Below are 24,756 nucleotides of genomic sequence, written 5' to 3' on the forward strand. Positions count from 1 at the left end.
TGGAAGCGGCTGTTGGTGCTTGATGGATTGGTTAGGTTCTTGAAATCATAGCACTTTCAGCCGCTTTCTTTTATACCCTGTGAGAAATCCGGGCTAGCCTGTGATATGTAATAGTAAGCAAATAATTTTTAAACGTTTTTTGCGTATTGAAACAAGCGGCTTGCCAACTTTCCAATCATTAACATACAATCATGCACGTTTGCTCACCCACAGGAATACTCCACGTGAATCAATATACTTGGTGGTCTGCCACCATCATTAGCCTGGCAGTTACGCCGCTCACTTGGGCGAATAGCTGGGAAGGAAGTATCGGTGCAGGCGCCGTGTATGCACCAGATTATTTGGGCAGTGATGATTACGATACGAAACTATGGCCTTCGCTACAGTTAAGCTATGGCGAGATACTAACGATTAGCCCACGTAGCGGTATTGAGTGGCATGCTATCCGTAATAGTGGCTGGACCGTATCACCTTTTGTTGGCTACACCTTTGGGCGTGATAATAAAGGCGATATCAGGGCCTTCGAAGAAGTGGATGGTGGTGCAACGCTAGGGGTGCGCGTTGGCTATGCTCAAAGAGAGTGGCACTACAGCGTCGCAGCGAGTACGCCTATCACAGGTGATGTTGATGGCGCAGAGTTTGAAGCAGCTGCCGCATGGCGCACACCATTGAGTGAACGGCTATTTTTCTCTTTATCACCGAGTGTTCATTATTCGAATGAAAAATGGACAGAGTCGATGTTTGGCGTTTCTGCACAAGATAGCCTGCGCAGCGGCATTGCCCCTTATAATCCAGACGGTGGATACTGGCGACTGGGACTAGGCAGCAGTCTTACTTACGCCTTAACCCCCGAATGGTCTGCAACAGGCTTTGTTGGTACCAGCTACTTAACAGGTAACGCTGCTGACAGCCCTATCGTTGACGATCTAGGCAGCGAGTGGCAAACCATTACCGGCGTGTCGCTCAACTATCGTTTTTAGCGCATGACCTAAAGAGTGGCTTCTAGAAAGGTGAAGGATGGTAATTAGCAAGGGAAGGCAACGGCTCAGGTATGTTTTTCGTCACTTATCTGGCGTGGGCCTTGTGTTGGGGACGCTGCTGTTTGCCTTCTCGCTGACGCCAAGCCTACTACCACGCCCCCTGGTAGCCCAGGGGGTCGTTTCAGGGCTGAGCTTTACCGCAGCCTATGCATTAGGGGTGGTGTTTCATTGGGTGTGGGCGTATCTGCATATTCCTGAGCCTAGCCTGCGGGTAGAACGTAAAATTAAGTGGGTAGCCGCCGCACTCTGCGCCATTGTGGCGGGACTGTTCTTGTGGCAAGCCTCTGAGTGGCAGAACAGTATTCGCACATTGATGGTCATGGAACCAGCGAGTGGCACACGGCCCTTTTCTATCGCACTGATCACGCTGGCTATCTTTGCCTTTATGCTGCTCATTGCACGCCTGTTTAAGCGTACCTTTCGGCTGCTTTCACGTAAAATGGCACACTTTGTACCGCGACGTGTTTCCTATGTACTCGGCACTATCGCTGCGGTTGCGCTATTTTGGTCGGTGATCGAAGGGGTCATCTTTTCGCTTGCCTTACAAGCCGCTGATCGCTCTTATCAGCAGGTAGATGAACTAATACAAGACGACCTTTCACCACCCAATGATGCAATGAAGCCTGGCAGCGCTGAATCGCTGATTAGCTGGGAGGCGCTGGGCAGTCGAGGCCGCCGCTTTGTGACCACGGGACCAAGCGGGGCAGAGATAGGTAATTACCTGGGCGAAGACGCGCCCGACCCGGTACGTGTTTATGTCGGATTAAATGCCGCCGAAACGCCCACTGAGCGCGCCGAGCTTGCGTTAGCCGAGCTCATACGCGTAGGCGGCTTCGAGCGCTCCGCACTGGTAATAGCCACCCCTACAGGGCGCGGATGGGTAGATCCCGCCGCTCAAGATACCGTGGAGTACTTGCATCGTGGTGATATTGCCACCATTGCGGCCCAATACTCCTACTTGCCTAGTCATCTTTCATTAATTGCTGAAGCGGAATATGGCGTCGAAAACGCCCGTGCGCTGTTCACCACGGTTTATGATTACTGGACAACGCTACCCACTGACGAACGCCCCCGGCTATATCTGTTCGGTTTAAGCCTTGGTGCGCTGAACTCAGATCTCTCGTTTGATCTTTACGACATCATCGAAGACCCTTTTCACGGTGCCCTATGGAGCGGCCCCCCCTTTCGCAGTGAAACGTGGCGTAGCGTTACTACTGACCGAGATGCAGGCTCGCCCGCTTGGCTACCTACTTTCAGGGGAGGCTCCGTCGTGCGCTTTATGAATCAGTACCAAGGGTTAAACGCCACTGAAGCTCAATGGGGTGATTTCCGAATTGCCTACCTTCAGTACGCAAGCGACCCTATTACCTTTTTTGAACCTAATGCCTTTTGGCGTGAACCTGAGTGGATGCGTGAGCCACGCGGCCCAGATGTTTCACCAGATCTGCGCTGGTATCCGGTAGTCACCATGCTGCAACTGTTGGCTGATCTAGCCACTGGGACGGCCCCACCCGGCTTTGGCCATGAAATAGCCGCAGAAGATTACATTGATGCCTGGGTTGCCCTTTCAGAACCTGAAGGATGGAGCGAAGAAGAAGTGGCGCGACTACGCGAGCACTTTACTCAAGCGCGTGAAGCAAGTAAGTAACGCCTTTGAGATATAGAGTGCTTAGCTCATATAAACGTTGCTACACACTCTTTTTATAAACGATCCCTGTAGTGAGAAAAAGTGAGTATTGAAGCGCGAGATTTTTATCGCAACGGTCCTTCTCACCGGCAAGAGCAAGCCAGTAGCTTTGCACTGATTCGGCGTCAGTTTGATTTCCGCTCTATCGAAATTGGCCGCTGGGTTACGAGCGCCGAACGCGACCGAGCCGCAGAGCTATTTCACGACGCCCTTTGCGATCTAATGCTGATTCTACAGGGGCCAGAGGCGTTGATTTCGCTACGTGGCTCGTTAGCACTGCAATATGGCAGCGGTGGTCGGCCTGGTGTTTCTGCCCATTACGATCCGAGCCAACGCAGCTTTTCACTGGCCAAAAACGCAGGTCCTGGCAGTATCGCACACGAGTGGTTTCATGCTTTCGACCATTACATCGCCAGTAAATGTTTTAGCAGCACGCCTAGCGGAATGTTCGCGTCTACTGCATGGTTAGCCGACTCCTCCCCCATTCTTCATCCGCTCAATGATTTACTAATGCGTTGTTTTAAAGCCGTTTTGCTACAGCCAAAAGGTGACCAGCCCAGCGAGCTATTTAAGCACTCCGCGCAGATGGACAAAAAGCTTGGCCAGCTTTATTACAGTAAACCCGAGGAGCTCTGCGCACGCGCCTTTGAAGCCTTTGTTCAAGACGCAACCATCACCAATCACTTCCTGGTCAAAGGCACCAAAGCGTCACCCGAGGCCGAACGCGGGCTTTATCCACAGGGCGAACAACGGGAACAGATCAATAGCGCGTTTGGGGACTATTTTGGCAGGCTAGGGCGGGCTTTGGGGCGTGAAGATTAGCAGCAAACAAATAGTCTAAAATGCAATGACATAACACCAAAGGGCGGATCTACACTCAATAGAACAACAGAGGAGATTCACTATGTCACAGCAAGAATGTGCATGCCCCAAATGTACGTGCTCAGTCGATAGCACCGCCGTTGAGAAAGATGGCAAGCTCTATTGCTCACAGTCTTGCGCCACTGGGCACGCCGATGGTTCAACTGACTGCGGTCACAACTGTAAATGTGGGAAATAAAGCCCACTATCTAATGTTTTCTGCTACTTTCACCACGCCCGACGGACACACCGTCGGGCGTTTTGGTAGGGTCGTATACCTACCACCATGAAAAGTTGCCAGCCTGTTCGCCAAGGTGCGAAATAAAGGATTAGCGACTAAACTGAAATGACATTCACTACTCAAAGGAAGAGAAAATGTCTACTACCACTATTGTTGTTATCGTTGTTGTTCTTGTCGCCGTACTTGGCGTTGGTTTCAGTGGCGGACTGCCGTTCTAATAAATAGCGTTCCCAAGGCCCAGAAACGACGAAGGGGAATCAACATGAGTTGATTCCCCTTCTTTATTCTGTGGCGGAGAGGGAGGGATTCGAACCCTCGAAGCCTTACGACTTACACACTTTCCAGGCGTGCTCCTTCGACCACTCGGACACCTCTCCACATTTTTGGCTCTGTTGAAAGACTAAACCTTTCTCTACAGAACGGCGCATATACTATTGGCTAAGCCTCGAAATAGCAAGTCTTTTCAGGCTGAAGGGCTGTTTTGCTAGCGCTGCGGCAACACTACATAGCTGCCGTTGGCTTCAAGGCAAAGCGTATCGCCACAATAGAGTTGGTGCGTCAGTGAAATCCGCCCTTTGCCACGCTCCGCGAGCCTGCTGGCAAGCTGCTCAGGGCCAGCTGGGTGATCGGGCGTGCATACTAAGCGGTAGTCGCCCGTCACCGGTGCGAAAAAACGCTGGGTAGCCTCTGCAACCACTACATCACGGGCTAGCCCACGTTCGCGCAGCCAAAGCGTTACCCAGCACCAGCCTTGCAGCGTCGTTTGCGCCGTTAGCGCACCACCAAAGCCGGTGCCTTTGTCGTTAAGGTTGGGCTGTAATGATAGCTCCCAGGTCAGCGCATCGCCTTGGCGCGTCACCTCACTAATACCTAGCGCACTTACCATAGGGATCGCGTCACTCAGCCAGCGCTGAAAAGCGGCCAAATCTTCAGGTTGGCCTTCTGGCAGGGGCAAACGTGGGTGCGGGATGCCAGGCGCTCGAGGTATATTCACCGTTAGTCCCAACGCTCCACAAAGTCAGCAACGTTATGCTGCGCCACCGGCTTATGACGTCCACCTAGCGTACCCAAATAGATAAACGCAACCACTTCGTCGTCTTCATCCAGGCTTAACCCTTTACGTACCACAGGGTCAAAAGCGTACTTGCCGCTGCGCCACATAGCGCCCAAGCCTAGCGCGTGAGCGGCTAACAGAATGCCATGCGCTGCACAGCCCGCGGAGATCACTTGCTCTATTTTGGGCACTTTGTCGAGTTCTGGCGTGACCTTAGCGATCACGGCAATAATCATCGGCGCGCGCAGCGGTTTCTTGCGCGCTGAATTGAGTGTTTCGTCATCGGCGCTAGGGTCTTCCTGGAACTCAGCCTCAGCGAATAGCTCACCCAGACGCTCACGCCCTTCTCCACTGAACTCGATAAAACGCCACGGGCGCAGCTCTTTATGGTCGGGCGCACGTAAAGCGGCCTGATAGATAGCACTGAGCTGCTCAGCGCTGGGCGCAGGCTCCATCAGCTTGCCCATTGAGCTACGTTCGTGAAGCAGCGTGAGTGCGTCCATTAATGGCTCCAAATTCAAACATGTAGCGCTAGTGTAGCACCGTCGTTTATAGCACTGCTAAGCACTGCCGTTTACTGCCTTGCTAAGCGCAGCGGCGTAGGGGGCGTTAACCCAGGCGTTGCGCGCCAGGGGCTAATATCCAACCCGCCACGACGCACATAGCGCGCCAGCACCAGTAATTGAGTGGGCTTTGCCTGGGTCATTAGATCAGTAAAAATATGCTCAACGCAGTGTTCATGGAAATCCTGATGCTGGCGAAACCCAATCAAATAACGCAGCAGGCCTTCACGATCAAGCTTTGGCCCTTTGTAGCGAATCAACACGCTACCCCAATCCGGCTGACCAGTAACAGGGCAGTTAGATTTGAGCAGATGTGAGTAAAGCGTCTCTTCAACGACCTCCTCCCCTACCACTAGATGCGCACTGCTGGGAGTGTAATCACTTACTTCAATATCCAGTTCATCTACGCATTCGCCCGGCAATTGCTGCGGCGCCAGCTCAGCGGCATTTACGTCAAACAACTCGACACTCACCTCGGCGCCTGCTGCGACGGCAAGATCATTTGCGAGAGTTTCCATCACCTTTTCGCGGTTGTAAAAGCGGGTTTGGTTGAAGCTGTTAAGATAGAGCTTCCAGGATTTAGACTCAATTAGATTAGGTGAATTTGCGGGCAGGCGAAAACGCGCTACGGCGACAATGGGTTTTCCACGTGCGTTAAGCCATGAAACTTCAAAGGCATGCCACTCGTCCTCACCTACAAACGGCAAAGCACTATCTACAATGCCCAGGGGTGACCGGTTAGCGGCGCGGGGAATGGGATATAAAAGCCCCGCATCGTAGCGCTCTGGGTAGGCGGAATCGCGCCCTAACGGTGCGTGCTCTAAGGTGTCTGGACGATGTGCCATTTTTAAAAAACTCTCTCAATTCTCTTAATTACATTTTTTGTCGCTAACTGCGGATACCCTTACCACGCTCTAACATCGTCAGCGCGATTAAAAACAGCGCTACAATAAAAGCAAAAATCGCAGCGAGTGCCCAGCCAACCGGAATATCCGATACACCCAAAAAGCCGTAGCGGAAGACGTTGACCATGTACAAAATCGGATTGAGCATGGAAACGCCCTGCCAAAATTCCGGCAGCATTGAGATAGAGTAAAACACCCCACCCAAATAGGTCAGCGGCGTGAGGATAAACGTTGGCACGATAGAGATATCGTCAAACTTGTTAGCCAGCAGGGCATTAATAAAGCCACCAATGGAGAACAATGCCGAGGTAAGCACGACAACTAGTACGGTGAGCAGCGGATGCTCCATGGTTAAACGAGTAAAAAACAACGAAACCACGGTGACAATTAGCCCCACGCCTAAGCCACGCGCCATACCGCCTAAAATAAAGCCGGCCAAAATCACCCAGTTGGGCATCGGCGACACCATCATCTCTTCAATCGAGCGCTGGAACTTGTTCGAGAAGAAACTGGACGCCACATTGGAGTAACTGTTAGTAATCACTGACATCATGATCAGCCCAGGAACAATAAAGTCCATGTAGCTGAAGCCGTCCATATCGCCAATTCGTGAGCCAATTAAATTACCGAAAATGATGAAGTACATCGCCATGGTAATAGAAGGCGGCAGCAGCGTTTGCGGCCAGATTCGCGTAAAACGCTTGATCTCTTTAAGCACTAAGGTCCATAAAGCGACCATTGTCTGGCTGAAATTCATGCGCGCACCTCCTTCTTTTCAACGCGCTGATCAATCGCTCCTCGACCACTGCTTTCCACCATCGACACAAACATCTCCTCAAGGCGGTTGGCCCGATTGCGCATGGAAACTACCTGCACGCCTTGCTCGCTTAACGCACTGAAAACATCGTTCAGCCGCTGGCCGCGATGCACCATTAACGAAAGCTGTGCAGGTTCCAACTGGCGCAATTCAAATCCTTCGATTTTAGGCACTTCTACGACCGGCTCAGCCAAATCAATCAGGAACGTCTCGGTATCAAGCTCAGCCAGTAATTCGCGCACGCTGGTGTTACGCACGATATCGCCGTTATTAATAATCGCTACGTTACGGCAAAGGCTCTCGGCCTCTTCCAGATAGTGGGTAGTAAGAATAATCGTGGTGCCTTCATCTTCATTAATGCGTCGCATGTATTCCCACATACTGCGCCGCAGTTCGATATCCACACCCGCCGTTGGCTCATCCAGAATCAACAATCTTGGCCGATGCATCAGCGCCCGGGCAATCATCAAACGGCGCTTCATACCACCAGAGAGCATCCGCGCATTGCCGTTGCGTTTATCCCACAGGCCAAGATCAGTCAGCAGTTGCTTGGCGCGGGGCAGCGCTTCGCCGCTGGTCATCCCGTAATAGCCCGCCTGGGCCAATACGATATCAATCACTTTTTCAAACTGATTGAAGTTGAACTCTTGAGGTACCACGCCTAGCTGATACTTGGCTTTGGCAAAGTCTTTATCGACATCAATGCCAAAAATGGAGACCTTGCCCGCTGTTTTCTGCACCAGCGAGCAGACCACCCCCAACGTGGTGGATTTACCGGCACCATTGGGGCCTAACAAGGCAAAAAAATCGCCCTGCTGGACATCGAGATCAATACCTTTGAGCGCCTGAAAACCGTTGCCATACACCTTAGTGAGGCCACGGATCGACAATGCCGGTTCGGCCATGAATATGTCCTGTCAGCAAAAAATAGAGAGAAGGTAAAACATTAGGGCGCAAACGAGTTTTTTCAAGGCAGCAGCTAGCTACCGAGCGCCAGACACGCGAATAATGACGCCCAGCAAGTAGCTGATGCATCATAAAATCAGGAGGAAAATTAAATTAAAAGCGCTTGGAGCGGGAAAGGAGATTCGAACTCCCGACCCTCGCCTTGGCAAGGCGATGCTCTACCACTGAGCTATTCCCGCAACGCAAACTGTACTTCAAGATCAAGATGGCGTCCCATAGGGGGTTCGAACCCCTGTTACCGCCGTGAAAGGGCGGTGTCCTAGGCCACTAGACGAATGGGACTTATAGGCTTCAAAACTGGAGCGGGAAAGGAGATTCGAACTCCCGACCCTCGCCTTGGCAAGGCGATGCTCTACCACTGAGCTATTCCCGCTTATAGAACGCTTGCTATCTAACATTCTGGCTATCGGAGGTGGCGTCCCATAGGGGGTTCGAACCCCTGTTACCGCCGTGAAAGGGCGGTGTCCTAGACCACTAGACGAATGGGACGTGTTGGAGCGGGAAAGGAGATTCGACCGGGCTGGCGTTCCAGCTCACGACCTCGTCTAACTTACCACACACCTAACTGGAGCGGGAAAGGAGATTCGAACTCCCGACCCTCGCCTTGGCAAGGCGATGCTCTACCACTGAGCTATTCCCGCATTCCGATAAACCTGACGACCGCTTATTTCAAAAGGACTTAGCTCTCAAAAGAACTTAATCCTCAAAAATAAGTGGCGTCCCATAGGGGGTTCGAACCCCTGTTACCGCCGTGAAAGGGCGGTGTCCTAGACCACTAGACGAATGGGACGTTTCATTGCCTCGTCGAGGTGGCGCGTATGTTACTCAGACCTTATTGAGCTGTCAAGCACTCCACCCTTGAAGGTTAACTTACCAGCTATCAACGAACTACACACACTGATAGCTCTCATGGCGATGCCGTTAAGCGAAACTGCATTTAAACAGTGCACCGCGAAAGCGCCACCTAAACGCAGATGGCTTCATTGCGGTGCAAACGTTTATTTTTCTTACACTTAGCTTCTGCCCTAGCAACCTATAAAATCCTTAAAAATCTTTTATTTATAATAAAATCGATTTTTTTGGCACGCCGATTGCTAACCCATAGTGTTCCCTTGCTGACCCACTCCCTTATCACGAGGTGTGCTATGTCCTTATCCCGCCGCAAGTTTCTGACCACTGCTGCTGTCTCTTCAACAGCTGGCTTAGTGTTGGGTGCCCCTTCTATCGCTCGCGCCCAGTCTGCTGAAAGTTTTAATTGGCGTATGACGAATGCCTATAGTCCCGGCTCCCCCTTTTATGTGGAAGGGCCTGGAAGCCCGACTGATGTCATTGCCAAGATCAACGCCATGTCTGGCGGGCGACTCAATATTCAGCACTTCTCTGCCGGTGAACTAATCCCGGCCTTTGAAGGGTTTGAAGCGGTACAGAGCGGCACCATCGAAATGAATGCTGCCAACAGCTACTTCTGGTCCGGCACTACCTTTGCCGCCCAATACTTCACCACTGTGCCCTTTGGCATGAGCTTTATGGGTCATATGGCATGGCTGTATCACGGCGGTGGTTTAGAGCTTTGGCAGGAGGTATATGAGCCCTACGGCATGGTGGCCTTCCCGCTTAACAACACCGGTGTGCAAATGACCGGCTGGTTCCGTGAACCGATTGAAGATATTGGTCAGCTTAACGGCCTGCGCATGCGTATTCCGGGCTTGGCTGGGCAAGTTTATGCCGCACTCGGCGTTGATGCGCGCGTACTGCCGGGTGGTGAGATATTCCCTGCACTTGAGCGAGGTGTGATTGATGCGGCTGAGTTTGTGGGCCCCTATCAAGATCGCCGTATGGGATTACACAACGCCGCCAAGTTCTACCACACCACCGGCTGGCATGAACCTGCCACCACAGGCGAGCTGCTGATTTCGAAAACCCACTGGGACAGTTTGCCAGAAGACCTTCAGATGATCGTCAAATCTGCCTGTATGGCCGCCTGTTTGGAGAGCGTAACGTGGTCTGAAGCAGTTAATGGTGAAGCAATGACCGATTTGGTAGAGAACCAAGGCGTTACCGCCAGTATGCTGCCTGAGTCCGTCGTTAACGCCCTACGCGAAGCAACGATGGACACCTTAGACACAGAGGCCAATGCTGACCCTCTAGTACGTAAAGTTCACGACAGCTACATGGCGTTTAAAGCCAATCATGACCGCTGGGCAGGCCCTAGTGAACGTGCCTGGCTAAACGACATTATCGGAGTCTGATATGCGCGCCGTGGAATATTTTGTCCACGGGATCGAGGCGGTGGTTCGGCTTTTTGGCTGGATCGCCGCTTGGACCTGCGTGGTGCTTGTGGGGTTAGTCGCAGGCGATGTACTGATGCGCTACGTATTTAGCATTGGCGCGGTATGGCTACAGGAACTGCAGTGGCACTTGATATCGCCCATCGCCCTCTTCGGTATGTCTTACCTGCTGTTGATGGGCGAGCAAGTCCGCGTCGATGTGTTTTATGAGCGTTTTCCCGTGAATGCTCAGCGAGTGATTGAAGTCATTGGTGGATTGCTCTTGCTGGCCATGGGTCTATATATCGCCTGGCTGACGCTGCCTTGGGTAGCGCAATCCTTTGCACGCAACGAATCGTCACCTAATCCTGGTGGTCTCCCCCTTCGCTGGCTGCTGAAATCTTTGATTCCTTTTGGGTTTGTCCTTCTCGCGCTGCAAGGGCTGGCCCACGCGCTGCGCCAGGCTTTCGCCCTACCCACACGAGGTGAATAACGCATGTCTCCCAATGAATGGCTAGCGATCGGCATGATCGTGGCTTTTTTCGTGCTCTTGCTGATTGGTATTCCGGTGGGTATCAGCATCGCGGCCACGGCTTTTTTCTTTGGTTACATTGGCTTCGGCCCGATGCTGTTTAACCTGCTTCCATCACGTATTTACGGGGTGGTGACCAACTACACTTTTATGGCCATACCGCTGTTTGTGTTTATGGGGGTGATGCTGGAGAAGTCGAAACTGGCCGAGGAGTTGATCGATGTGATTGGTCACCTGTTTGGCGGCCTCTCTGGCGGCATGGGCGTGGCGATTATTCTGGTTGGCGTACTATTGGGTGCGGCGACCGGCATTGTCGGTGCCACGATAGTGACCCTTGGCCTGCTCACGCTACCTACGCTGCTGCGGCGTGGTTATCCTAAAACATTAGCCACCGGCATGATCTGCGCATCTGGCACGTTAGGGCAGATTATTCCGCCCAGCCTAGTGCTGATTCTGCTGGCTGAAATTCTCGGTGAATCCGTCGGCACCATGTTTGCAGCAGCCATGGTGCCAGGACTAACGCTAGCAGCGGTATATATTATTGCCATTCTAGTAGTGGCGCGCCTCTACCCAGCATTAATGCCTCCCATCCCGGCTGAAGAACGGGCACAGCTGAGCAAACGACAGCTGCTGAAAAAGGTGATATTGGTTGTTGGCCCTCCGGTGGGCTTAGTGTTTGCGGTGCTGGGTTCTATTATCGGTGGGCTGGCAGCCCCCACTGAAGCGGCCGCCATGGGTGCGTTAGGGGCGCTACTATTTGTGGCCTGCTCAGGTCGATTAACGCGTTCGCTGCTGAGCGAAGTTGCCAAGTCCACGCTGATTATTTCGGCGATGGTATTCTTTATCTTAATCAGTGCCCAGGTATTCGGCCTGGCCTTCCGTGGCCTAGGCGGCGAGCACTTGGTTGCCCGTATGTTCGACTGGGTTCCCGGTGGCGAGTTAGGTGCACTGCTGTTTATGCTACTGCTGATGTTTGTGTTGGGATTCTTCCTGGAGTGGATTGAGATCAGCTATATTGCGCTACCACTATTTTTACCCTTCTTTGTTCAGATGGGCGTCGATATGGTCTGGCTCGGCATTCTGGTGGGGCTGGTGCTGCAAACTTCGTTTCTCACACCGCCGTTTGGCTGGTCGTTGTTCTTTCTTAAAGGCGTGGCCCCGAAAGAGGTCACCACGCTAGATATTTACAAAGGTGCTCTGCCATTTATCGGTTTACAGTTCTTGGCCGTGGCGTTGGTGTTTATCTTTCCTAGCATTGCTACTTGGCTACCTGAAGCAATTGGCTGGTAACAGCCTGCCCAATAATTTTTCATTAATAGCTTCATTAATAGCTTCATTAATAACAAGGGATACCCGTCATGCTCCACACACAACGTAGTTACGGCGGCGGCTGTGTCGCTCCGCATCACCTTGCCGCTAGCGCTGGGCGCGATGTACTGAAACAAGGTGGCAATGCGGTAGAGGCAATGGTCGCGGCAGCCGCGGCCATTGCGGTGGTCTACCCGCACATGAACGCCTTAGGCGGCGATGGTTTCTGGTTAATTCACGAGCCGGGTAAAGCGCCTATGGCCATTGATGCCTGTGGTCCAGCAGCGGGCTTGGCTAATGCAGACTTTTACGCCGGAGAAACGCATATTCCCGAGCGCGGCCCTAAAGCCGCCCTAACGATGGCGGGCACCATTAGCGGTTGGCATGAAGCACTGAATGTGGCATCACAATGGGGTAAGCCACTTCCTCTAACGACGCTGCTGGCTGATGCCATACGTCACGCAGAAGCGGGCATTGCAGTCTCGCAAAGCCAAGAGGAGCTCACCGCCAAACACGTGGAACGGTTAAGCCAGAGCCCAGGTTTTAGTGATGCCCTACTGCTTAACGGCCAAGTACCCCATGAAGGCGAACGGCTACGCCAACCGCGCCTAGCCGCTACACTTAAGCGCCTGGCAGAAGCGGGCCTGGATGATTTCTACCGTGGAGAACTGGCCACCAGCATGGCGCGGGATTTAGAGGCCGTTGGCAGCCCGTTGCGCTTGGCAGACTTTCACGCCTACCGCGCCCAGCGGGTAACGCCGCTGGAAGTCACGCTGCAAGATGCCACACTGTATAACCTACCTGCTCCGACCCAGGGCATGGCCTCATTAATGATTTTGGGCATCTACGAGCGCTTAAAAGCCGCCGAGCCCAACGGCTTTGAGCACCTGCATGGTTTAATCGAAGCCACCAAGCGCGCCTTTATCCTGCGCGACCAGAACGTCACCGACCCTGATCGCGTGCCCACACCGCTGCAGGATTTACTCAGCGAAGAGAACATTGGCCTGGAGGCCGCTCAAATCGACCCCCAGCATGCCCTCCCCTGGCCTCACGTGCCCACGCCTGGCGATACTATCTGGATGGGCACCGTGGACAGTGAAGGTCGTGCAGTGAGCTTTATCCAAAGCATTTACTGGGAGTTTGGCAGCGGCGTGGTGCTGCCCGAAAGCGGGGTACTGTGGCAGAACCGCGGTATCAGCTTTTCGCTTAACCCGGATGATTTACGCGGCTTAGCTCCTGGTCGCAAGCCCTTCCATACGCTGAACCCCGCGCTTGCCAAGTTTAACGATGGTCGCACCATGGTGTACGGCACGATGGGCGGTGAAGGTCAGCCACAAACCCAGGCCGCCGTATTCTCACGCTATGCGCTGCACGGCATGCCGCTTCAGCAAGCAGTCACCGCACCGCGCTGGCTGCTGGGTCGCACTTGGGGTGATACCAGCACGAATTTGAAGCTTGAGAACCGTTTTGACGAAACCCTCGTCACCGCCTTAGCCACAGCAGGTCACGATGTGGAAGTGCTGCCTGATGCGTTCAGTGACATCATGGGCCATGCGGGTGGCATTGTGCATCACCCGGATGGGCTGATAGAGAGCGCCCACGACCCGCGCAGTAACGGCGGCGCGGCAAGCGTGTAACTATTCTCCTCACCATTTTAAGCAGGCTGAACTTGAGCATGTGAGTGGCTGTCACTCCAGGGAGTGATAAGCTAGTCTGCTTATAAAGCCTCTGAAGAGTGGCAAACCAGAGGGAGAGGAGAACCCCATGGCGAAAATCGAAAAATCCCCTGAGGAATGGCAACAGCAGCTTACGCCGGAGCAGTACCGCGTAGCCCGTGAAAAAGGTACCGAGCGCCCGTTTTCCGGCGACTACCAAGTCAGCGATGCCCAGGGCATCTATCACTGTGTATGCTGCCACGCACCGCTGTTTGAGAACGAGCACAAGTTTGACGCGGGTTGCGGCTGGCCAAGTTTTGACCGACCACTAGGTACCCGCTGCGTGGAGGAGCATACCGATACCACCCACGGCATGCAGCGTACCGAAGTGGTCTGCTCTCACTGCGATGCGCATTTGGGCCATGTTTTCCCCGATGGGCCACCAGACACCACCGGATTACGCTACTGCATTAACTCGGTATCACTGGAATTCCATCCTGACGAGTAATCAGCGCTAAATCCTCGCAAGGAAACCCAGCAAGGCGGGCGTCATCTGCTAGAATGATCGCCCGCTTTTTTTATGCTTGCAGGAGAGACCCATGCTCGGCTGGTTCCCCGGACATATGAACAAGGCCCGCCGCCAGATTAAGGAAGTGCTGCCTGAAATTGACGTGGTGATCGAGGTACTCGACGCCCGCCTACCCTACTCCAGCGCCAACCCGATGCTGGCCGAGCTGACGCGCCATAAGCCGGTGCTAAAAATTCTTTCCCGCGCCGATCTCGCCGACCCCGAGCGTACGGCCGAGTGGGTGGCCTTTTTCGATGCCCAAGAGAATATGCGCGCCCTGGCAGTCACCACCACCAATACCCGGGAGCTTAAGACAATACCCAAGCTGTGCCATGAGTTGGCTGGCGCGGTGCGCGCAGACCGCAATGTGCGGGTGATGGTGATGGGTATACCGAATGTCGGCAAATCTACGCTGATTAATGGCCTAGCCGGGCGAAAAATCGCCAAAACCGGCAATGAGCCTGCGGTTACCAAACGCCAGCAAAAGGTGCGTATTGATGGGCGTGTTGCGCTCACCGACACACCCGGCGTGCTGTGGCCCAAAATTGAAGACCAAGCGAGCGCCTATCGCCTTGCGGCCACCGGCGCCATCCGCGATACGGCCATTGAGTACACCGATGTGGCGATTGTGACCAGCGCAGAGCTTGCCAAGCGTTACCCTGAAGCACTCACCGAGCGCTATAAACTGAAAGAGCTGCCGCCCTACACTGCGCCGAACATTCCCCACGACATTGATGCGGATGGCCCTAAAAAGCCCGACTTTCTCGCCATTGCAGGCTTCGACGGCAACGCCATTTTGAAAGATATTGCTGCACGACGTGGCGGTCTGCGCCCTGGTGGTGCGGTAGATCTGCATCGCGGCGCGGAAGTACTACTTCACGAATTGCGCGATGGCAAGCTGGGCAGACTAACCCTTGAAACCCCAGCGGATATTCCGCCGCCACCAGTGCAAAACGACGAAGACAATCAAGACCTTTCCGACGCATAATGACAGCAGCACTCCTAAGTCGCCGGGCGGTTTGGGAGGCACACCATTAAGTTGGATACTTTTGGGCCTCTAGCCACTTTTGGACAAACACCTCATGGACACCCCGCAGTCGTACGAATCACAACCGCTGAAAAAATCTCATAAGCTGCACAATGTTTGCTACGACATTCGTGGCCCAGTTCTCGACCATGCCAAGCGCTTGGAAGAGGAAGGCCAGCGAATTCTCAAGCTCAACATTGGCAATCCCGCGCCGTTTGGGTTTGAGGCGCCGGAAGAGATTTTGCAGGATGTGATGCGTAACCTGCCCACCGCCCAGGGCTACTGCGACTCCAAAGGCCTCTACTCTGCCCGTAAAGCGATTATGCAGGAGTGCCAACGCAAGCAGATTCCCGGCGTTGGTATTGAGGATATCTTCATCGGCAACGGCGTCTCCGAGCTCATTGTGATGGCCATGCAGGCGCTGCTCAACGATGGCGATGAGGTGCTAATTCCCGCCCCGGACTACCCGCTCTGGACCGCCGCAGCTCACCTTTCCGGCGGCCATGCGGTGCACTACCTGTGCGACGAACAGGCCGACTGGACGCCGGATATGGCGGATATTCGCGCCAAGATTACCAGTCACACCCGGGCCATTGTATTGATTAACCCGAATAACCCGACCGGCGCGGTGTACCCTCCTGCCGTGGTGAAAGAGGTGCTGGAGATCGCCAAGCAGCACCATTTGGTGGTGTTCTCCGATGAGATCTACGACAAGATTCTCTATGACGGCGTTGAACATACCGCCACCGGTGCCCTGGCGGACGATGACCAGTTAGTGATCACCATGAACGGGCTGTCCAAAAGCTATCGCTGCGCGGGTTTTCGCTCCGGCTGGATGACCATTTCCGGCACGCTGGCCAAACTCAATGCCAAGGATTATATCCAGGGGTTGAATATGCTGGCATCGATGCGCCTATGCGCTAACGTGCCTGCCCAACACGCGATTCAAACCGCCCTAGGCGGCTATCAGTCGATTAATGATCTTATCCTGCCTGGCGGACGACTGCTGGCTCAGCGTGATATCACCATCGAGAAGCTTAATGCCATCCCCGGTGTCTCCTGTGTGACCCCAAAAGGCGCGCTATACGCTTTTCCGCGGTTAGACCCCAAGGTCTTCAATATCAAAGACGATCAGCAACTGGTGCTCGACCTGCTGCTACAGGAAAAAATCTTGCTGGTGCAAGGCACGGCTTTTAACTGGCCAGAGCCCGACCATGTGCGCATTGTGACGCTGCCCTGGGCAGATCAACTGGGCGATGCGCTTGACCGTTTTGCTAATTTCTTGTCCCGCTACCGCCAGTAAGCCTGAGTCACTTAAACATTGCTATGACTTGAAACTGCCATGAACAGCACGTATTTAAACAACTATTCCGCGGCTCATTTCACTGGCTGTTGTTAAACCGTTTTATAAACGTTTAGGGAGAACCTGCACCATGATGCGAATTCTGCTGTTTTTAGGTACCAATATAGCGGTCTTGCTGGTCGCCAGTATCACGCTGCGCCTGTTAGGCGTTGAAGGCTATCTGCGCGGCCAGGGCATCAACTTCACCAGCCTGCTGATTTTCTGCTTTATCTTCGGCATGGTCGGCTCAATGATCTCGCTGTTCATCTCCAAATGGATGGCCAAGCGCAGCACTGGGACGGTGATTATCGAAACGCCTTCCAACGCCACTGAACAGTGGTTGCTGGATACCGTCGCAGAGCTTTCCCGTGAAGCGGGCATTAAAACGCCGGAAGTGGGTATCTTCCCCGCCCAACAGTCCAACGCCTTCGCCACCGGCTGGAACAAAAACGATGCACTCGTCGCGGTTTCGGCAGGCTTATTGAACCGTATGCGCCCAGAAGAAGTACGCGCAGTACTGGCTCATGAAATTGGCCACGTTGCTAACGGCGACATGGTCACCCTGGCGCTAATTCAGGGTGTGGTAAACACCTTCGTGATGTTCTTTGCTCGTGTAGTGGCACATTTAGTTGACAACTTCCTGAAAAGCCGCAGCGGCGGTGAAGGTGGCTTAGGCTTTATGGGCTACTTTGCGGTCGTGATTGTGGCGGAGATCGTATTTGGTATTTTGGCCTCGGCTATCGTTGCCTGGTTCTCGCGCTACCGCGAATACCGCGCCGATGAAGCAGGTGCGCGACTAGCAGGCACCAATGCAATGGTGAGCGCATTGGCACGCTTGAAAACCGAAACTGAAATGCCCGATCAAATGCCCGACACGCTGCGTGCCATGGCGATTACCAAAGGCCAAACACGCTCTCTGCTTGAGAAGATGTTTGCCAGCCACCCACCGCTGGATGAGCGCATCCGTGCGTTAAAAGAAGCCGCTTATCGTCAGTAAGTGCAAACCCATAAACCGCCCTGCTTTATCACGGGGCGGCTTTTTTGTATCTAGAAGCTGGAACGGAAAAAACGTTGCCGTGCTTGGCTTTGTTAAAGCAACCAACCTATACTTGTACGGAAATACCGTACATAAAGGAGATGTTGTGGATACCATTAGCGTCAATAAATTTAGAGACAATCTAAAAAGTGTTGTGGAGCAAGTTGTTAGCCGCCATGAACCACTCAAGGTCACTCGTAGAGCGGGAGAAGCCTTTGTTGTGATAAGTGCAGACGATTGGGAAAGAGAGCAAGAAACCCTACATGTGCTTCAAAATAAAAGCCTTATGCAGCAAATTTCCGCCTCACTTGAAACTCACTCGAACCGCCAAGGCTACAGACCGACAGAAGAGCAGCTAAATGAGATCACTGGTATTTGAGGGGAGCACCTGGGAAGCCTACGAAGAGATGCGAGAGAAAGATAAAAAGCTTCACAAATCACTTTGCAAGCTACTCAAGGAAATGCTCCGCTCTAACGACCCCTCTTCTGGATTGGGTAAGCCTGAGCCACTTAAGCACAATCTATCTGGTTTATGGTCAAAGCGCATATCCCAGAAAGATCGCCTGATATATCGTTTCGACGACAGCTCGATTTATATTTTTGCCATCGGCGGCCACTACGATCAGCCTTAAGTTATTACAGAATTGTTAGTTCAAGCTAGTTCTTGGTTAATTTGCTATTAACATCAAACCCTGCCCCCTGCAGAATGCCCTCCAGCGCTACTGCTTCACCTGCCAGTTGCACGTTGAGCGTGGCGAATTCGCGGCGCAGTGGGTAGTTGGCACGGCAGTCATCAAAGCCCTTACGCATTCCATGGTGCAGCGTTTGGCGCTGTAGCGCATCGTGGTCGCGGCGTACGTCGTACACGGCTCGCATACAGAGCCGTAGGGCATCTTCGGGTGATAGCGCGTGCTGCAAATGCAGCGACGCCAGCGCGGGTGGTGGGCAAATATCGGCAAACGTTAGATCGCTCGACTGATCATAGTGACTTGCCAGCGCTTGCTGGATCATCCAGGTGCCGCGCAGCTTGCCATCCAGGCTATGCCCGGCAATATGCGGTGTGGCCAGGGAGATCAGATCACGCAGGCCTGCATCAATGTCCGGCTCCTCCTCCCATACATCCAGCACCGCACTGATATCCCCCTTACCCGACACTCGGCTACGCAGTGCCAGGCCATCCACGCAGTCCCCCCGCCCGGCATTCAGCACAACGCTGCCCGGCGTCAGCTCATTGATGCGCTGGGCGTTGAGCAATTGATACGTTGCGTGAGGGCCTTCACGGGTCAGCGGCGTATGCAGGCAGAGCACATCGCAGCGCTCAATCAGCGCGTCTAAAGAGTGAAATCCTTGCTCTGACGCCAGGCTCTCCACCGCGGCTCTAGGCGGGTCGCAGGAAAGCGTCGCCACCCCCATGGCGGATAGCCGTGCCTGCAAGCGACTGCCCACATTGCCCACCCCCACAATGCCCACGGTACGCTCGCCAAGCGACCAACCATCGCGCTCAGCAAGCGTCAGCAGGCTGCTCAGAACATAATCCACCACCGCTTCGGCGTTGCAGCCGGGGGCGCTGGCAAAGGCAATATTGCGCCTTGCTAGCGCGGCCTGATCGATATGATCCGTACCGATGGTGCAGGTGCCCACAAAGCTCAGGCGGCTGTTGGCAAACAGCGCGTCGTTAACCTGAGTAATGGAGCGCACAATCAGCGCATCGGCGTCCTGTAGGTGAGCGGCCGTAATCTCACGACCCGGCACACGGATTAGCGTACCCAACGAGCCAAAGCAGGCGTCAGCAGCAGGGATATTGGCATCGATGACAAGTTTCATAGGCGTTTTGGTATCCGAGCTTTACAATACGCCCGCGACGGCTTGATGTGCAGGCGTGTTTAAAGGCTATCTTTTAAAGGCTAAGTAAGGAGAGTGTAGTGATCGTACGCTGGGAGACCAACCACGACTACGTGTTGGTTCATATTCACCAGGATATGTTTGGCGATTGGATATTCAGCCGCGCCTGGGGCCAGATTGGTACTCAGTTTGGTGGTCTGAAGCATCAGCTAGCCGACACCCTGGATCAAGCCCAGATGTGGCTTGAGGACGAGGCCACTATTCAGTCCTCGCGGGGATTTCGCAAAGTACTTGAAGTGGCCGATCACACCCCAGAAGGCCAGGAAGCCATGCGCCAGCTATCGCTGTTAGATATGATTTAGCCTAAAAAGCGTCGCCCGCCTCGCTGATGAGCTCCTTTGGGCGCAGCGGCGTCTGGTGGCGTAATAAATCCCGCCAGAGCGTCTTCATCCAACCAACCGCGTTCGCGCAACCAATCACTTAAGCGCTCCAGCTCAAAGCCGCGATCCAGCTCATTGCCGTCACTATCCATCAGCACCGGTATGCGAACGCCGTAGCGCTCAACTAACGCGTCGTCCTCACTAATCTCGATGTGATGCAGCCACACTTTTTGATTCGCTAATGCCGCTACCAGTCCCTCTAATTGAGAACATAGGTGGCAGCCCATCGTTGTATAAAGCGATAGCTGAATCATGTTTAAGCTCTCTCCTTACTACGTCTATTTATGACGAAGTAAAAATACATGGTGCAAGTTTGTGCGCCGCTGAAAATCAGGATCGAAGCTGCGTCCAGTGATGTCTTCTACCGCAAAGTGTTCGTTAAGCGCTTCATCTAGCTTAAAGCGCCGCTGGTTATTAGAAAATACCAATGTACCACCGGATGCTAACCGTGCCATCGCCAGCTCCACAAGACGCGGGTGATCGCGCTGTATGTCTAGCGTATCACGCATTTTCTTGGAGTTAGAAAACGTTGGCGGATCCATAAAGATTAAATCGAACTCAGCATCGGCGGTTTCTAACCAGCGGAAACAGTCATCGCGCACCACCCGATGCAGGCGGGTATCAATCTGATTGAGTGCAAAGTTGTCCTTGGCCCACTCAAGGTAGGTGTTGGACATATCGACACTCACGCTATCGCTAGCGCCGCCCAGCGCCGCCTGTACCGTTGCCGTGGCGGTGTAGCAGAACAGGTTTAAAAAGCGCTTGCCGCTGGCCATTTCACCCAGCATGCGACGTACCGGGCGATGATCAAGAAACAGCCCTGTATCAAGATAGTCGCGCAGATTGACCCATAGCCGCGCCTCGCCCTCCTGCACCTCAAAGCGCTCGCCGCTGGCGGCGCGCTTCTGGTACTGGGCGCTGCCGGTTTGGCGCTCACGGCGTTTAATATAGATCTTGCTAGCGTCAACATTTAGCGCCTCTGGCATCACTTCCAGAGCATCGTACAAACGCTTTTGCGCCTGAGCAGGATTGATCGAGCTAGGCGCTGCGTACTCTTGTACGTGCACGCGATCCCCGTAGCGATCAACCGCCAGGGCATATTCAGGCATGTCGGCGTCATACACCCGATAGCTGGTTTCACCACTCTGTTTCAGCCACTTCTTCAAGCGCTTCTGATTTTTAATCAGACGATTGGCAAACATCTGCGCATTGTCTTGGTTTTTATGCGCAGCTTGCTCTTCGCTAACCCCTGCGCCAGCCCCTTCACTGGCCGCTACCTCAGCACTGCTCTCACTCTGAACGGGCGTTGCATTGCTAGCGGCAGGCGGATGCTCTGCCCCACCAATCTCCATCAGCAGCAGCTTGGCTTCCAAAGCGCCGTTTTTAAGCGCGTACTGTTTGTGCGCCCGCATGCCCAGCCGGTGACCAAGATCCGGATTACCGGTAAAGACGGCCAGGGTCCAGCCGGGAAACAGCGCTTTGGCTTTTTCGCCTAACTGAGCATACAGGCGTACCAGCTCGGGCAGCTCACCCAAACGCTCGCCGTAAGGCGGGTTGGTGATGAGCAGGCCACTTTCTGCGGTCAGTGATTCTGGACGGGTCAGTTGAGAAAGGCTTTGCCCGTGCAAGGTAATCAGCGCGGGAATGCCCGCGCGCATGGCGTTGGCTTTCGCTGCAGTGAGTGCCGCCGGGCTCTGGTCAAAGCCTAGCAACTGGGCTTTGCAGCGCTTGCGTCCAATCGAGGCACGCGCTTCAGCTTCGCGCTTTTGCTCACCCCAGGCGATGTCGTCGTGCCCCGCCCAACCGTGGAAACCAAACCGCTCACGATTAAGATTAGGCGCCTGATCGGCAGCCATCATCGCGGCTTCAATCAACAACGTACCCGCACCACACAGCGGATCGATCAGTGGCTCGCCTGCTTTTAAACGCTCGGGCCAACCTGCACGCACCAATAGCGCCGCGGCCAAATTCTCTTTTAACGGGGCGTGGCCAACATCACGGCGATAGCCACGGCGATGGAGACTCTCACCGGAAAGATCCACCCCAATGGTTAAATTCATACGGTGCAGGTGGGCGTAGATGCGCAGGTGCGGCGTTTTTGTATCGACGTTGGGACGCTCTTGACCAGCCAGCTGCAGTGCATCCACAACGCCATCTTTAACGGTTTGCGCGCCAAAGCGGGTGTGGCGAATATGTTCGCTACGGCCGTGAAAATCCACCGCCAGGGTGTTACCTGGTGCTAAGTGCCGGGTCCAGGCAATACGCGCGACCACATCACGCACTTGGTCGGCTGTATCGATCATTGATTCGCGTACCAGCGTTAAAATAACCCGGTTGGCTAACCGCGACCAAAGGCAGACACGATAGGCAATGGCTTGGCTGGCAGTGAAATAGACACCCGCCACCGTGGTTTTACCAGGCGTGGCCCCCAGCGCTATGAGTTCATCGTGTAGCAGGCCTTCAATGCCTTTGGGACAAGTGGCTAGCAGATTCAACAGGGTATTTTGGTTCGACTCGGTCATGGTAATGGTGGCGCGTAAAGGCGCGATATTCCTGTATATAACAAAAGAGTTTACGTTTTATGACAAATTGATAGTCGACAGATGCCCCTATCATGGTCTAACAATAAGAGAGTAGCTACTGAAAAACGCATGCGTTGCCTGTCAGGGTCTTTTAGGGACATATTCTTCTAATAGACCTATGGCTTGTTAGTTTCTTTGCAAGAGTGTTCTTTGCAAAAAGAGTGCCGCTCTTCCCGTTCAGCACGTGAGTGCTAGACAGTTGAGTCGATGCGGCATCTCGCTCTTGATACAAGCTCTCGGAATTGTGGATGTCGTGCATGTTTCTATGCATATTTTTTCAACATCCTATTTCTTATCAAAGGCTTTCGTGAAAAGAGGATAGCCAATGAAACGGCAAAAACGTGATCGCTTCCAGCGGGCGTATGTCCACGGCTATAAAGCGGGTGTATCGGGTCGTTCTCGTGATGATTGTCCTAGTCAAGACGTCAATTTACGCGAATATTGGATGAGCGGTTGGCGTGAAGGTCGCGGCGACCAGTGGGATGGTATGACCGGCATTTCCGGTATTCATAAAAACCCCATGGTTATGACTTAGCGTTTTTCTAAATTTTAAACGAAAGGTTTTAAGTGAGCCCACTTTTAAAAGTGGGCTTTTTATCGGCTGGCGTTCCAGCGGCTGGCGACCCAGCGGCTGGCCACCCAGCTACCAAACAGATTTTACACCGATGCTTTAAGCTGCAGCGCTCTTGCGCACTCACCTACCAGCTTAGGGCCTTGGTAAATCAACCCCGAGTAGAGCTGAACTAAATCCGCCCCAGCGGCAATTTTAGCTTGCGCCGCAGCGGCGCTATCAATACCCCCTACGCCAATAATCGGCAGTGTAGGTAGCTGCTCTCGCAACTGACGAATAACGCTATTGGACGCATCAAACACGGGCTTACCTGATAACCCACCGGCCTCTTTAGCCTGAGAGTCGCTCTGCACTGCTTCACGAGAAACCGTGGTATTGGTGGCGATCACGCCATCAAGTGCGTTGCGTTGAATACTTCCTGCCAGTAATGCCACCTCTTCCGCGCTCATGTCTGGGGCGATTTTAATCAGCAGGGGCACTTTGCGACCCGACTGGGCATCAAGCTCTGTTGCGCGGGCTCGAATTGGGCCTAGCAACGCATCCAACTGCTCGCCAAACTGCAGGCTGCGCAGCCCTGGGGTGTTGGGTGAAGAGACATTGACCGCGATGTAATCCGCACAAGGGTGCACCGCCTCTAAACAGACTAAGTAGTCATCCAGTGCATTGTCGACCGACGTCGTCAGATTCTTACCAATATTGATGCCCACAATACCGCCGTAGTGGCGCTGCTTAACCTGCTGGACAAGATGCTCCACCCCTTTGTTATTAAAGCCAAAGCGGTTAATAATTGCGCCATGTTGGGCTAAACGAAACAGCCGGGGCTTGGGATTGCCCGGCTGCGGTTTCGGTGTCACCGTCCCGACTTCGACGAATCCAAACCCTAGCGCGCCCAGTGCATCCAGGTGGTCGGCGTTCTTATCTAGACCAGCGGCCAAGCCCACGCGGTTAGCAAACCGTAACCCCATCAGCTCAACAGGATCTTCCACCGGTTTACCAAACACCCGTTGCACCCCAGCAACACGGTGCAATGCATCCAATGCGCCTAGCGCCATGCCGTGGGAGGTTTCTGGATCAACGCGAAAGAACAGTGAGCGGGCAAGGTGGTACATGGTTAGCATCTCTTGAATCAGGACAGAACGGGCGCGTGGTTGGAAACAGTTACTCATTACTCAATGTGGAATTAATTCTGCCAGCCTAATAAGTACTCCAGTGGGAGGTAGCTTTAGCTCGCGACCATTTAAGCTCCTAGCCTAATCAGGCTAAGGGGCACCTGAGGTACCCTTCGCGCGCTGAAGCGCCCTCCCACAATAAGCTTCCAACTGACATCCCTATTCGCGGAAGTGTCGAACCATCGCTGAAATAATTAATATATAGCCCTCAAAAGAGGACAAATAACCGAAAACGGGCGCCAGTATAACGCAATAAAGCGCGCCCTGGTGGAGAACCAGGGCG

The 24,756-nt window shown here is 53.6% G+C and carries 25 protein-coding genes and 7 tRNA genes; 16 read left to right on the plus strand and 16 right to left on the minus strand.

Annotated elements, in window-relative coordinates; translation table 11 throughout:
- Positions 1 to 224 precede the first annotated feature (224 nt).
- The 4 genes from ACQKE4_RS01125 to ACQKE4_RS01140 all read left to right on the plus strand — a co-directional run bounded on the left by ACQKE4_RS01125 (position 225) and on the right by ACQKE4_RS01140 (position 3,787).
- Positions 225 to 980, plus strand: coding sequence for a MipA/OmpV family protein (locus tag ACQKE4_RS01125; protein ID WP_427386518.1), 756 nt, complete (start codon positions 225 to 227; stop codon positions 978 to 980).
- 103 nt (positions 981 to 1,083) lie between these two features.
- Entirely contained in the window at positions 1,084 to 2,688 is a 1,605-nt protein-coding gene (locus ACQKE4_RS01130; RefSeq protein ID WP_427386519.1) for an alpha/beta hydrolase, read from the plus strand.
- An 81-nt stretch (positions 2,689 to 2,769) separates the two neighbouring features.
- Positions 2,770 to 3,549, plus strand: coding sequence for a CLCA_X family protein (locus tag ACQKE4_RS01135; protein WP_427386520.1), 780 nt, complete (start codon positions 2,770 to 2,772; stop codon positions 3,547 to 3,549).
- Positions 3,550 to 3,631: 82 nt separating this feature from the next.
- Entirely contained in the window at positions 3,632 to 3,787 is a 156-nt protein-coding gene (locus tag ACQKE4_RS01140) for a metallothionein (RefSeq protein WP_427386521.1), read from the plus strand.
- Between the two features lie 331 nt (positions 3,788 to 4,118).
- Here ACQKE4_RS01140 and ACQKE4_RS01145 read toward each other — a convergent pair.
- The 12 genes from ACQKE4_RS01145 to ACQKE4_RS01200 form a co-directional block, all read right to left on the minus strand.
- Positions 4,119 to 4,206, minus strand: a tRNA-Ser gene (locus ACQKE4_RS01145).
- A gap of 107 nt (positions 4,207 to 4,313) precedes the next feature.
- Positions 4,314 to 4,823 (minus strand): YiiD C-terminal domain-containing protein, encoded by a 510-nt coding sequence (locus tag ACQKE4_RS01150; RefSeq protein ID WP_427386522.1) that lies wholly within the window; start codon positions 4,821 to 4,823, stop codon positions 4,314 to 4,316.
- A 2-nt stretch (positions 4,824 to 4,825) separates the two neighbouring features.
- Positions 4,826 to 5,386, minus strand: a complete 561-nt coding sequence (locus ACQKE4_RS01155; protein WP_427386523.1) for a nitroreductase family protein — start codon at positions 5,384 to 5,386, stop codon at positions 4,826 to 4,828.
- Between the two features lie 71 nt (positions 5,387 to 5,457).
- Positions 5,458 to 6,291 (minus strand): NADPH-dependent 7-cyano-7-deazaguanine reductase QueF, encoded by an 834-nt coding sequence (queF, locus tag ACQKE4_RS01160; protein ID WP_427386524.1) that lies wholly within the window; start codon positions 6,289 to 6,291, stop codon positions 5,458 to 5,460.
- 43 nt (positions 6,292 to 6,334) lie between these two features.
- The gene (locus ACQKE4_RS01165) at positions 6,335 to 7,108 is read right to left on the minus strand and encodes an ABC transporter permease (protein ID WP_427386525.1); all 774 of its coding nucleotides are present in this window, start codon (positions 7,106 to 7,108) and stop codon (positions 6,335 to 6,337) included.
- Entirely contained in the window at positions 7,105 to 8,073 is a 969-nt protein-coding gene (locus ACQKE4_RS01170) for an ABC transporter ATP-binding protein (RefSeq protein ID WP_427386526.1), read from the minus strand. The genes ACQKE4_RS01165 and ACQKE4_RS01170 overlap by 4 nt, the downstream gene beginning before the upstream one ends.
- A 165-nt stretch (positions 8,074 to 8,238) precedes the next feature.
- Positions 8,239 to 8,313, minus strand: a tRNA-Gly gene (locus tag ACQKE4_RS01175).
- A gap of 27 nt (positions 8,314 to 8,340) precedes the next feature.
- A tRNA-Glu gene (locus ACQKE4_RS01180) sits at positions 8,341 to 8,416 on the minus strand.
- 16 nt (positions 8,417 to 8,432) lie between these two features.
- A tRNA-Gly gene (locus ACQKE4_RS01185) sits at positions 8,433 to 8,507 on the minus strand.
- A 40-nt stretch (positions 8,508 to 8,547) separates the two neighbouring features.
- Positions 8,548 to 8,623 (minus strand) — tRNA-Glu (locus ACQKE4_RS01190).
- Positions 8,624 to 8,700: 77 nt separating this feature from the next.
- A tRNA-Gly gene (locus tag ACQKE4_RS01195) sits at positions 8,701 to 8,775 on the minus strand.
- Between the two features lie 73 nt (positions 8,776 to 8,848).
- A tRNA-Glu gene (locus tag ACQKE4_RS01200) sits at positions 8,849 to 8,924 on the minus strand.
- A 355-nt stretch (positions 8,925 to 9,279) separates the two neighbouring features.
- Between ACQKE4_RS01200 and ACQKE4_RS01205 the strand changes: the two genes are divergently transcribed.
- From ACQKE4_RS01205 to ACQKE4_RS01250, 10 genes are all read left to right on the plus strand, one after another.
- Positions 9,280 to 10,383: a TRAP transporter substrate-binding protein gene (locus ACQKE4_RS01205; protein WP_427386527.1), complete on the plus strand. Its 1,104-nt coding sequence runs from the start codon at positions 9,280 to 9,282 to the stop codon at positions 10,381 to 10,383.
- Position 10,384: 1 nt separating this feature from the next.
- The gene (locus ACQKE4_RS01210) at positions 10,385 to 10,894 is read left to right on the plus strand and encodes a TRAP transporter small permease subunit (RefSeq protein WP_290837181.1); all 510 of its coding nucleotides are present in this window, start codon (positions 10,385 to 10,387) and stop codon (positions 10,892 to 10,894) included.
- 3 nt (positions 10,895 to 10,897) lie between these two features.
- The gene (locus tag ACQKE4_RS01215) at positions 10,898 to 12,223 is read left to right on the plus strand and encodes a TRAP transporter large permease (protein ID WP_427386528.1); all 1,326 of its coding nucleotides are present in this window, start codon (positions 10,898 to 10,900) and stop codon (positions 12,221 to 12,223) included.
- Positions 12,224 to 12,291: 68 nt separating this feature from the next.
- On the plus strand, positions 12,292 to 13,878 hold the full coding sequence (locus ACQKE4_RS01220) for a gamma-glutamyltransferase family protein (RefSeq protein ID WP_427386529.1): 1,587 nt from the start codon (positions 12,292 to 12,294) through the stop codon (positions 13,876 to 13,878).
- Positions 13,879 to 14,005: 127 nt separating this feature from the next.
- Positions 14,006 to 14,404 (plus strand): peptide-methionine (R)-S-oxide reductase MsrB, encoded by a 399-nt coding sequence (gene msrB / locus ACQKE4_RS01225; protein WP_427386530.1) that lies wholly within the window; start codon positions 14,006 to 14,008, stop codon positions 14,402 to 14,404.
- A 91-nt stretch (positions 14,405 to 14,495) separates the two neighbouring features.
- Positions 14,496 to 15,452, plus strand: a complete 957-nt coding sequence (gene ylqF / locus ACQKE4_RS01230) for a ribosome biogenesis GTPase YlqF (protein WP_427386531.1) — start codon at positions 14,496 to 14,498, stop codon at positions 15,450 to 15,452.
- A 94-nt stretch (positions 15,453 to 15,546) separates the two neighbouring features.
- Positions 15,547 to 16,794 carry a pyridoxal phosphate-dependent aminotransferase gene (locus ACQKE4_RS01235; protein WP_427386532.1) on the plus strand — a complete coding sequence of 416 codons (1,248 nt, stop codon included), beginning with the start codon at positions 15,547 to 15,549 and terminating at the stop codon, positions 16,792 to 16,794.
- Positions 16,795 to 16,924: 130 nt separating this feature from the next.
- The gene (gene htpX, locus ACQKE4_RS01240; protein ID WP_427386533.1) at positions 16,925 to 17,830 is read left to right on the plus strand and encodes a protease HtpX; all 906 of its coding nucleotides are present in this window, start codon (positions 16,925 to 16,927) and stop codon (positions 17,828 to 17,830) included.
- Positions 17,831 to 17,975: 145 nt separating this feature from the next.
- A complete protein-coding gene (locus tag ACQKE4_RS01245; protein WP_427386534.1) occupies positions 17,976 to 18,248 on the plus strand; it encodes a type II toxin-antitoxin system Phd/YefM family antitoxin in 273 nt (90 codons plus the stop codon).
- Complete coding sequence (locus ACQKE4_RS01250; protein WP_427386535.1) at positions 18,229 to 18,501, plus strand: Txe/YoeB family addiction module toxin; 273 nt, start codon at positions 18,229 to 18,231, stop codon at positions 18,499 to 18,501. The genes ACQKE4_RS01245 and ACQKE4_RS01250 overlap by 20 nt, the downstream gene beginning before the upstream one ends.
- Before the next feature lie 25 nt (positions 18,502 to 18,526).
- Here the strand turns inward: ACQKE4_RS01250 and pdxB are convergent, their stop codons facing one another.
- A complete protein-coding gene (gene pdxB / locus ACQKE4_RS01255) occupies positions 18,527 to 19,693 on the minus strand; it encodes a 4-phosphoerythronate dehydrogenase PdxB (protein WP_427386536.1) in 1,167 nt (388 codons plus the stop codon).
- A 98-nt stretch (positions 19,694 to 19,791) separates the two neighbouring features.
- Here pdxB and ACQKE4_RS01260 point away from each other — a divergent pair, with 98 nt between their 5' ends.
- Complete coding sequence (locus ACQKE4_RS01260) at positions 19,792 to 20,073, plus strand: hypothetical protein (RefSeq protein ID WP_427386537.1); 282 nt, start codon at positions 19,792 to 19,794, stop codon at positions 20,071 to 20,073.
- On the opposite strand, the gene ACQKE4_RS01265 is transcribed toward ACQKE4_RS01260, so the two are convergent.
- Both ACQKE4_RS01265 and rlmKL read right to left on the minus strand, forming a co-directional pair.
- The gene (locus tag ACQKE4_RS01265) at positions 20,070 to 20,405 is read right to left on the minus strand and encodes a glutaredoxin family protein (protein ID WP_427386538.1); all 336 of its coding nucleotides are present in this window, start codon (positions 20,403 to 20,405) and stop codon (positions 20,070 to 20,072) included. The two genes, ACQKE4_RS01260 and ACQKE4_RS01265, sit on opposite strands and share 4 nt — an antisense overlap.
- 24 nt (positions 20,406 to 20,429) lie before the next feature.
- Positions 20,430 to 22,673, minus strand: a complete 2,244-nt coding sequence (gene rlmKL, locus ACQKE4_RS01270) for a bifunctional 23S rRNA (guanine(2069)-N(7))-methyltransferase RlmK/23S rRNA (guanine(2445)-N(2))-methyltransferase RlmL (RefSeq protein ID WP_427386539.1) — start codon at positions 22,671 to 22,673, stop codon at positions 20,430 to 20,432.
- Positions 22,674 to 23,058: 385 nt separating this feature from the next.
- Between rlmKL and rmf the strand changes: the two genes are divergently transcribed.
- Positions 23,059 to 23,268, plus strand: a complete 210-nt coding sequence (gene rmf / locus ACQKE4_RS01275) for a ribosome modulation factor (RefSeq protein WP_427386540.1) — start codon at positions 23,059 to 23,061, stop codon at positions 23,266 to 23,268.
- Positions 23,269 to 23,390: 122 nt separating this feature from the next.
- Here the strand turns inward: rmf and ACQKE4_RS01280 are convergent, their stop codons facing one another.
- Complete coding sequence (locus ACQKE4_RS01280) at positions 23,391 to 24,413, minus strand: quinone-dependent dihydroorotate dehydrogenase (protein WP_427386541.1); 1,023 nt, start codon at positions 24,411 to 24,413, stop codon at positions 23,391 to 23,393.
- Positions 24,414 to 24,756: the final 343 nt, after the last annotated feature.

This window comes from Halomonas sp. NPDC076908 (assembly GCF_050269715.1).
In the GTDB taxonomy this organism is placed as follows: Bacteria; Pseudomonadota; Gammaproteobacteria; order Pseudomonadales; family Halomonadaceae; genus Vreelandella.

Excerpts from the sequence above, each read along its gene's own strand:
- ACQKE4_RS01140 (WP_427386521.1), top strand. The coding sequence starts at position 3,632 with ATGTCACAGCAAGAATGTGCATGCCCCAAATGTACGTGCTCAGTCGAT.
- ACQKE4_RS01155 (WP_427386523.1), bottom strand. The coding sequence starts at position 5,386 with ATGGACGCACTCACGCTGCTTCACGAACGTAGCTCAATGGGCAAGCTG.
- queF (WP_427386524.1), bottom strand. The coding sequence starts at position 6,291 with ATGGCACATCGTCCAGACACCTTAGAGCACGCACCGTTAGGGCGCGAT.
- ACQKE4_RS01165 (WP_427386525.1), bottom strand. The coding sequence starts at position 7,108 with ATGAATTTCAGCCAGACAATGGTCGCTTTATGGACCTTAGTGCTTAAA.
- ACQKE4_RS01170 (WP_427386526.1), bottom strand. The coding sequence starts at position 8,073 with ATGGCCGAACCGGCATTGTCGATCCGTGGCCTCACTAAGGTGTATGGC.
- ACQKE4_RS01205 (WP_427386527.1), top strand. The coding sequence starts at position 9,280 with ATGTCCTTATCCCGCCGCAAGTTTCTGACCACTGCTGCTGTCTCTTCA.
- ACQKE4_RS01210 (WP_290837181.1), top strand. The coding sequence starts at position 10,385 with ATGCGCGCCGTGGAATATTTTGTCCACGGGATCGAGGCGGTGGTTCGG.
- ACQKE4_RS01215 (WP_427386528.1), top strand. The coding sequence starts at position 10,898 with ATGTCTCCCAATGAATGGCTAGCGATCGGCATGATCGTGGCTTTTTTC.
- ACQKE4_RS01220 (WP_427386529.1), top strand. The coding sequence starts at position 12,292 with ATGCTCCACACACAACGTAGTTACGGCGGCGGCTGTGTCGCTCCGCAT.
- msrB (WP_427386530.1), top strand. The coding sequence starts at position 14,006 with ATGGCGAAAATCGAAAAATCCCCTGAGGAATGGCAACAGCAGCTTACG.
- ylqF (WP_427386531.1), top strand. The coding sequence starts at position 14,496 with ATGCTCGGCTGGTTCCCCGGACATATGAACAAGGCCCGCCGCCAGATT.
- ACQKE4_RS01235 (WP_427386532.1), top strand. The coding sequence starts at position 15,547 with ATGGACACCCCGCAGTCGTACGAATCACAACCGCTGAAAAAATCTCAT.
- htpX (WP_427386533.1), top strand. The coding sequence starts at position 16,925 with ATGATGCGAATTCTGCTGTTTTTAGGTACCAATATAGCGGTCTTGCTG.
- ACQKE4_RS01250 (WP_427386535.1), top strand. The coding sequence starts at position 18,229 with ATGAGATCACTGGTATTTGAGGGGAGCACCTGGGAAGCCTACGAAGAG.
- pdxB (WP_427386536.1), bottom strand. The coding sequence starts at position 19,693 with ATGAAACTTGTCATCGATGCCAATATCCCTGCTGCTGACGCCTGCTTT.
- ACQKE4_RS01265 (WP_427386538.1), bottom strand. The coding sequence starts at position 20,405 with ATGATTCAGCTATCGCTTTATACAACGATGGGCTGCCACCTATGTTCT.
- rlmKL (WP_427386539.1), bottom strand. The coding sequence starts at position 22,673 with ATGACCGAGTCGAACCAAAATACCCTGTTGAATCTGCTAGCCACTTGT.
- rmf (WP_427386540.1), top strand. The coding sequence starts at position 23,059 with ATGAAACGGCAAAAACGTGATCGCTTCCAGCGGGCGTATGTCCACGGC.
- ACQKE4_RS01280 (WP_427386541.1), bottom strand. The coding sequence starts at position 24,413 with ATGTACCACCTTGCCCGCTCACTGTTCTTTCGCGTTGATCCAGAAACC.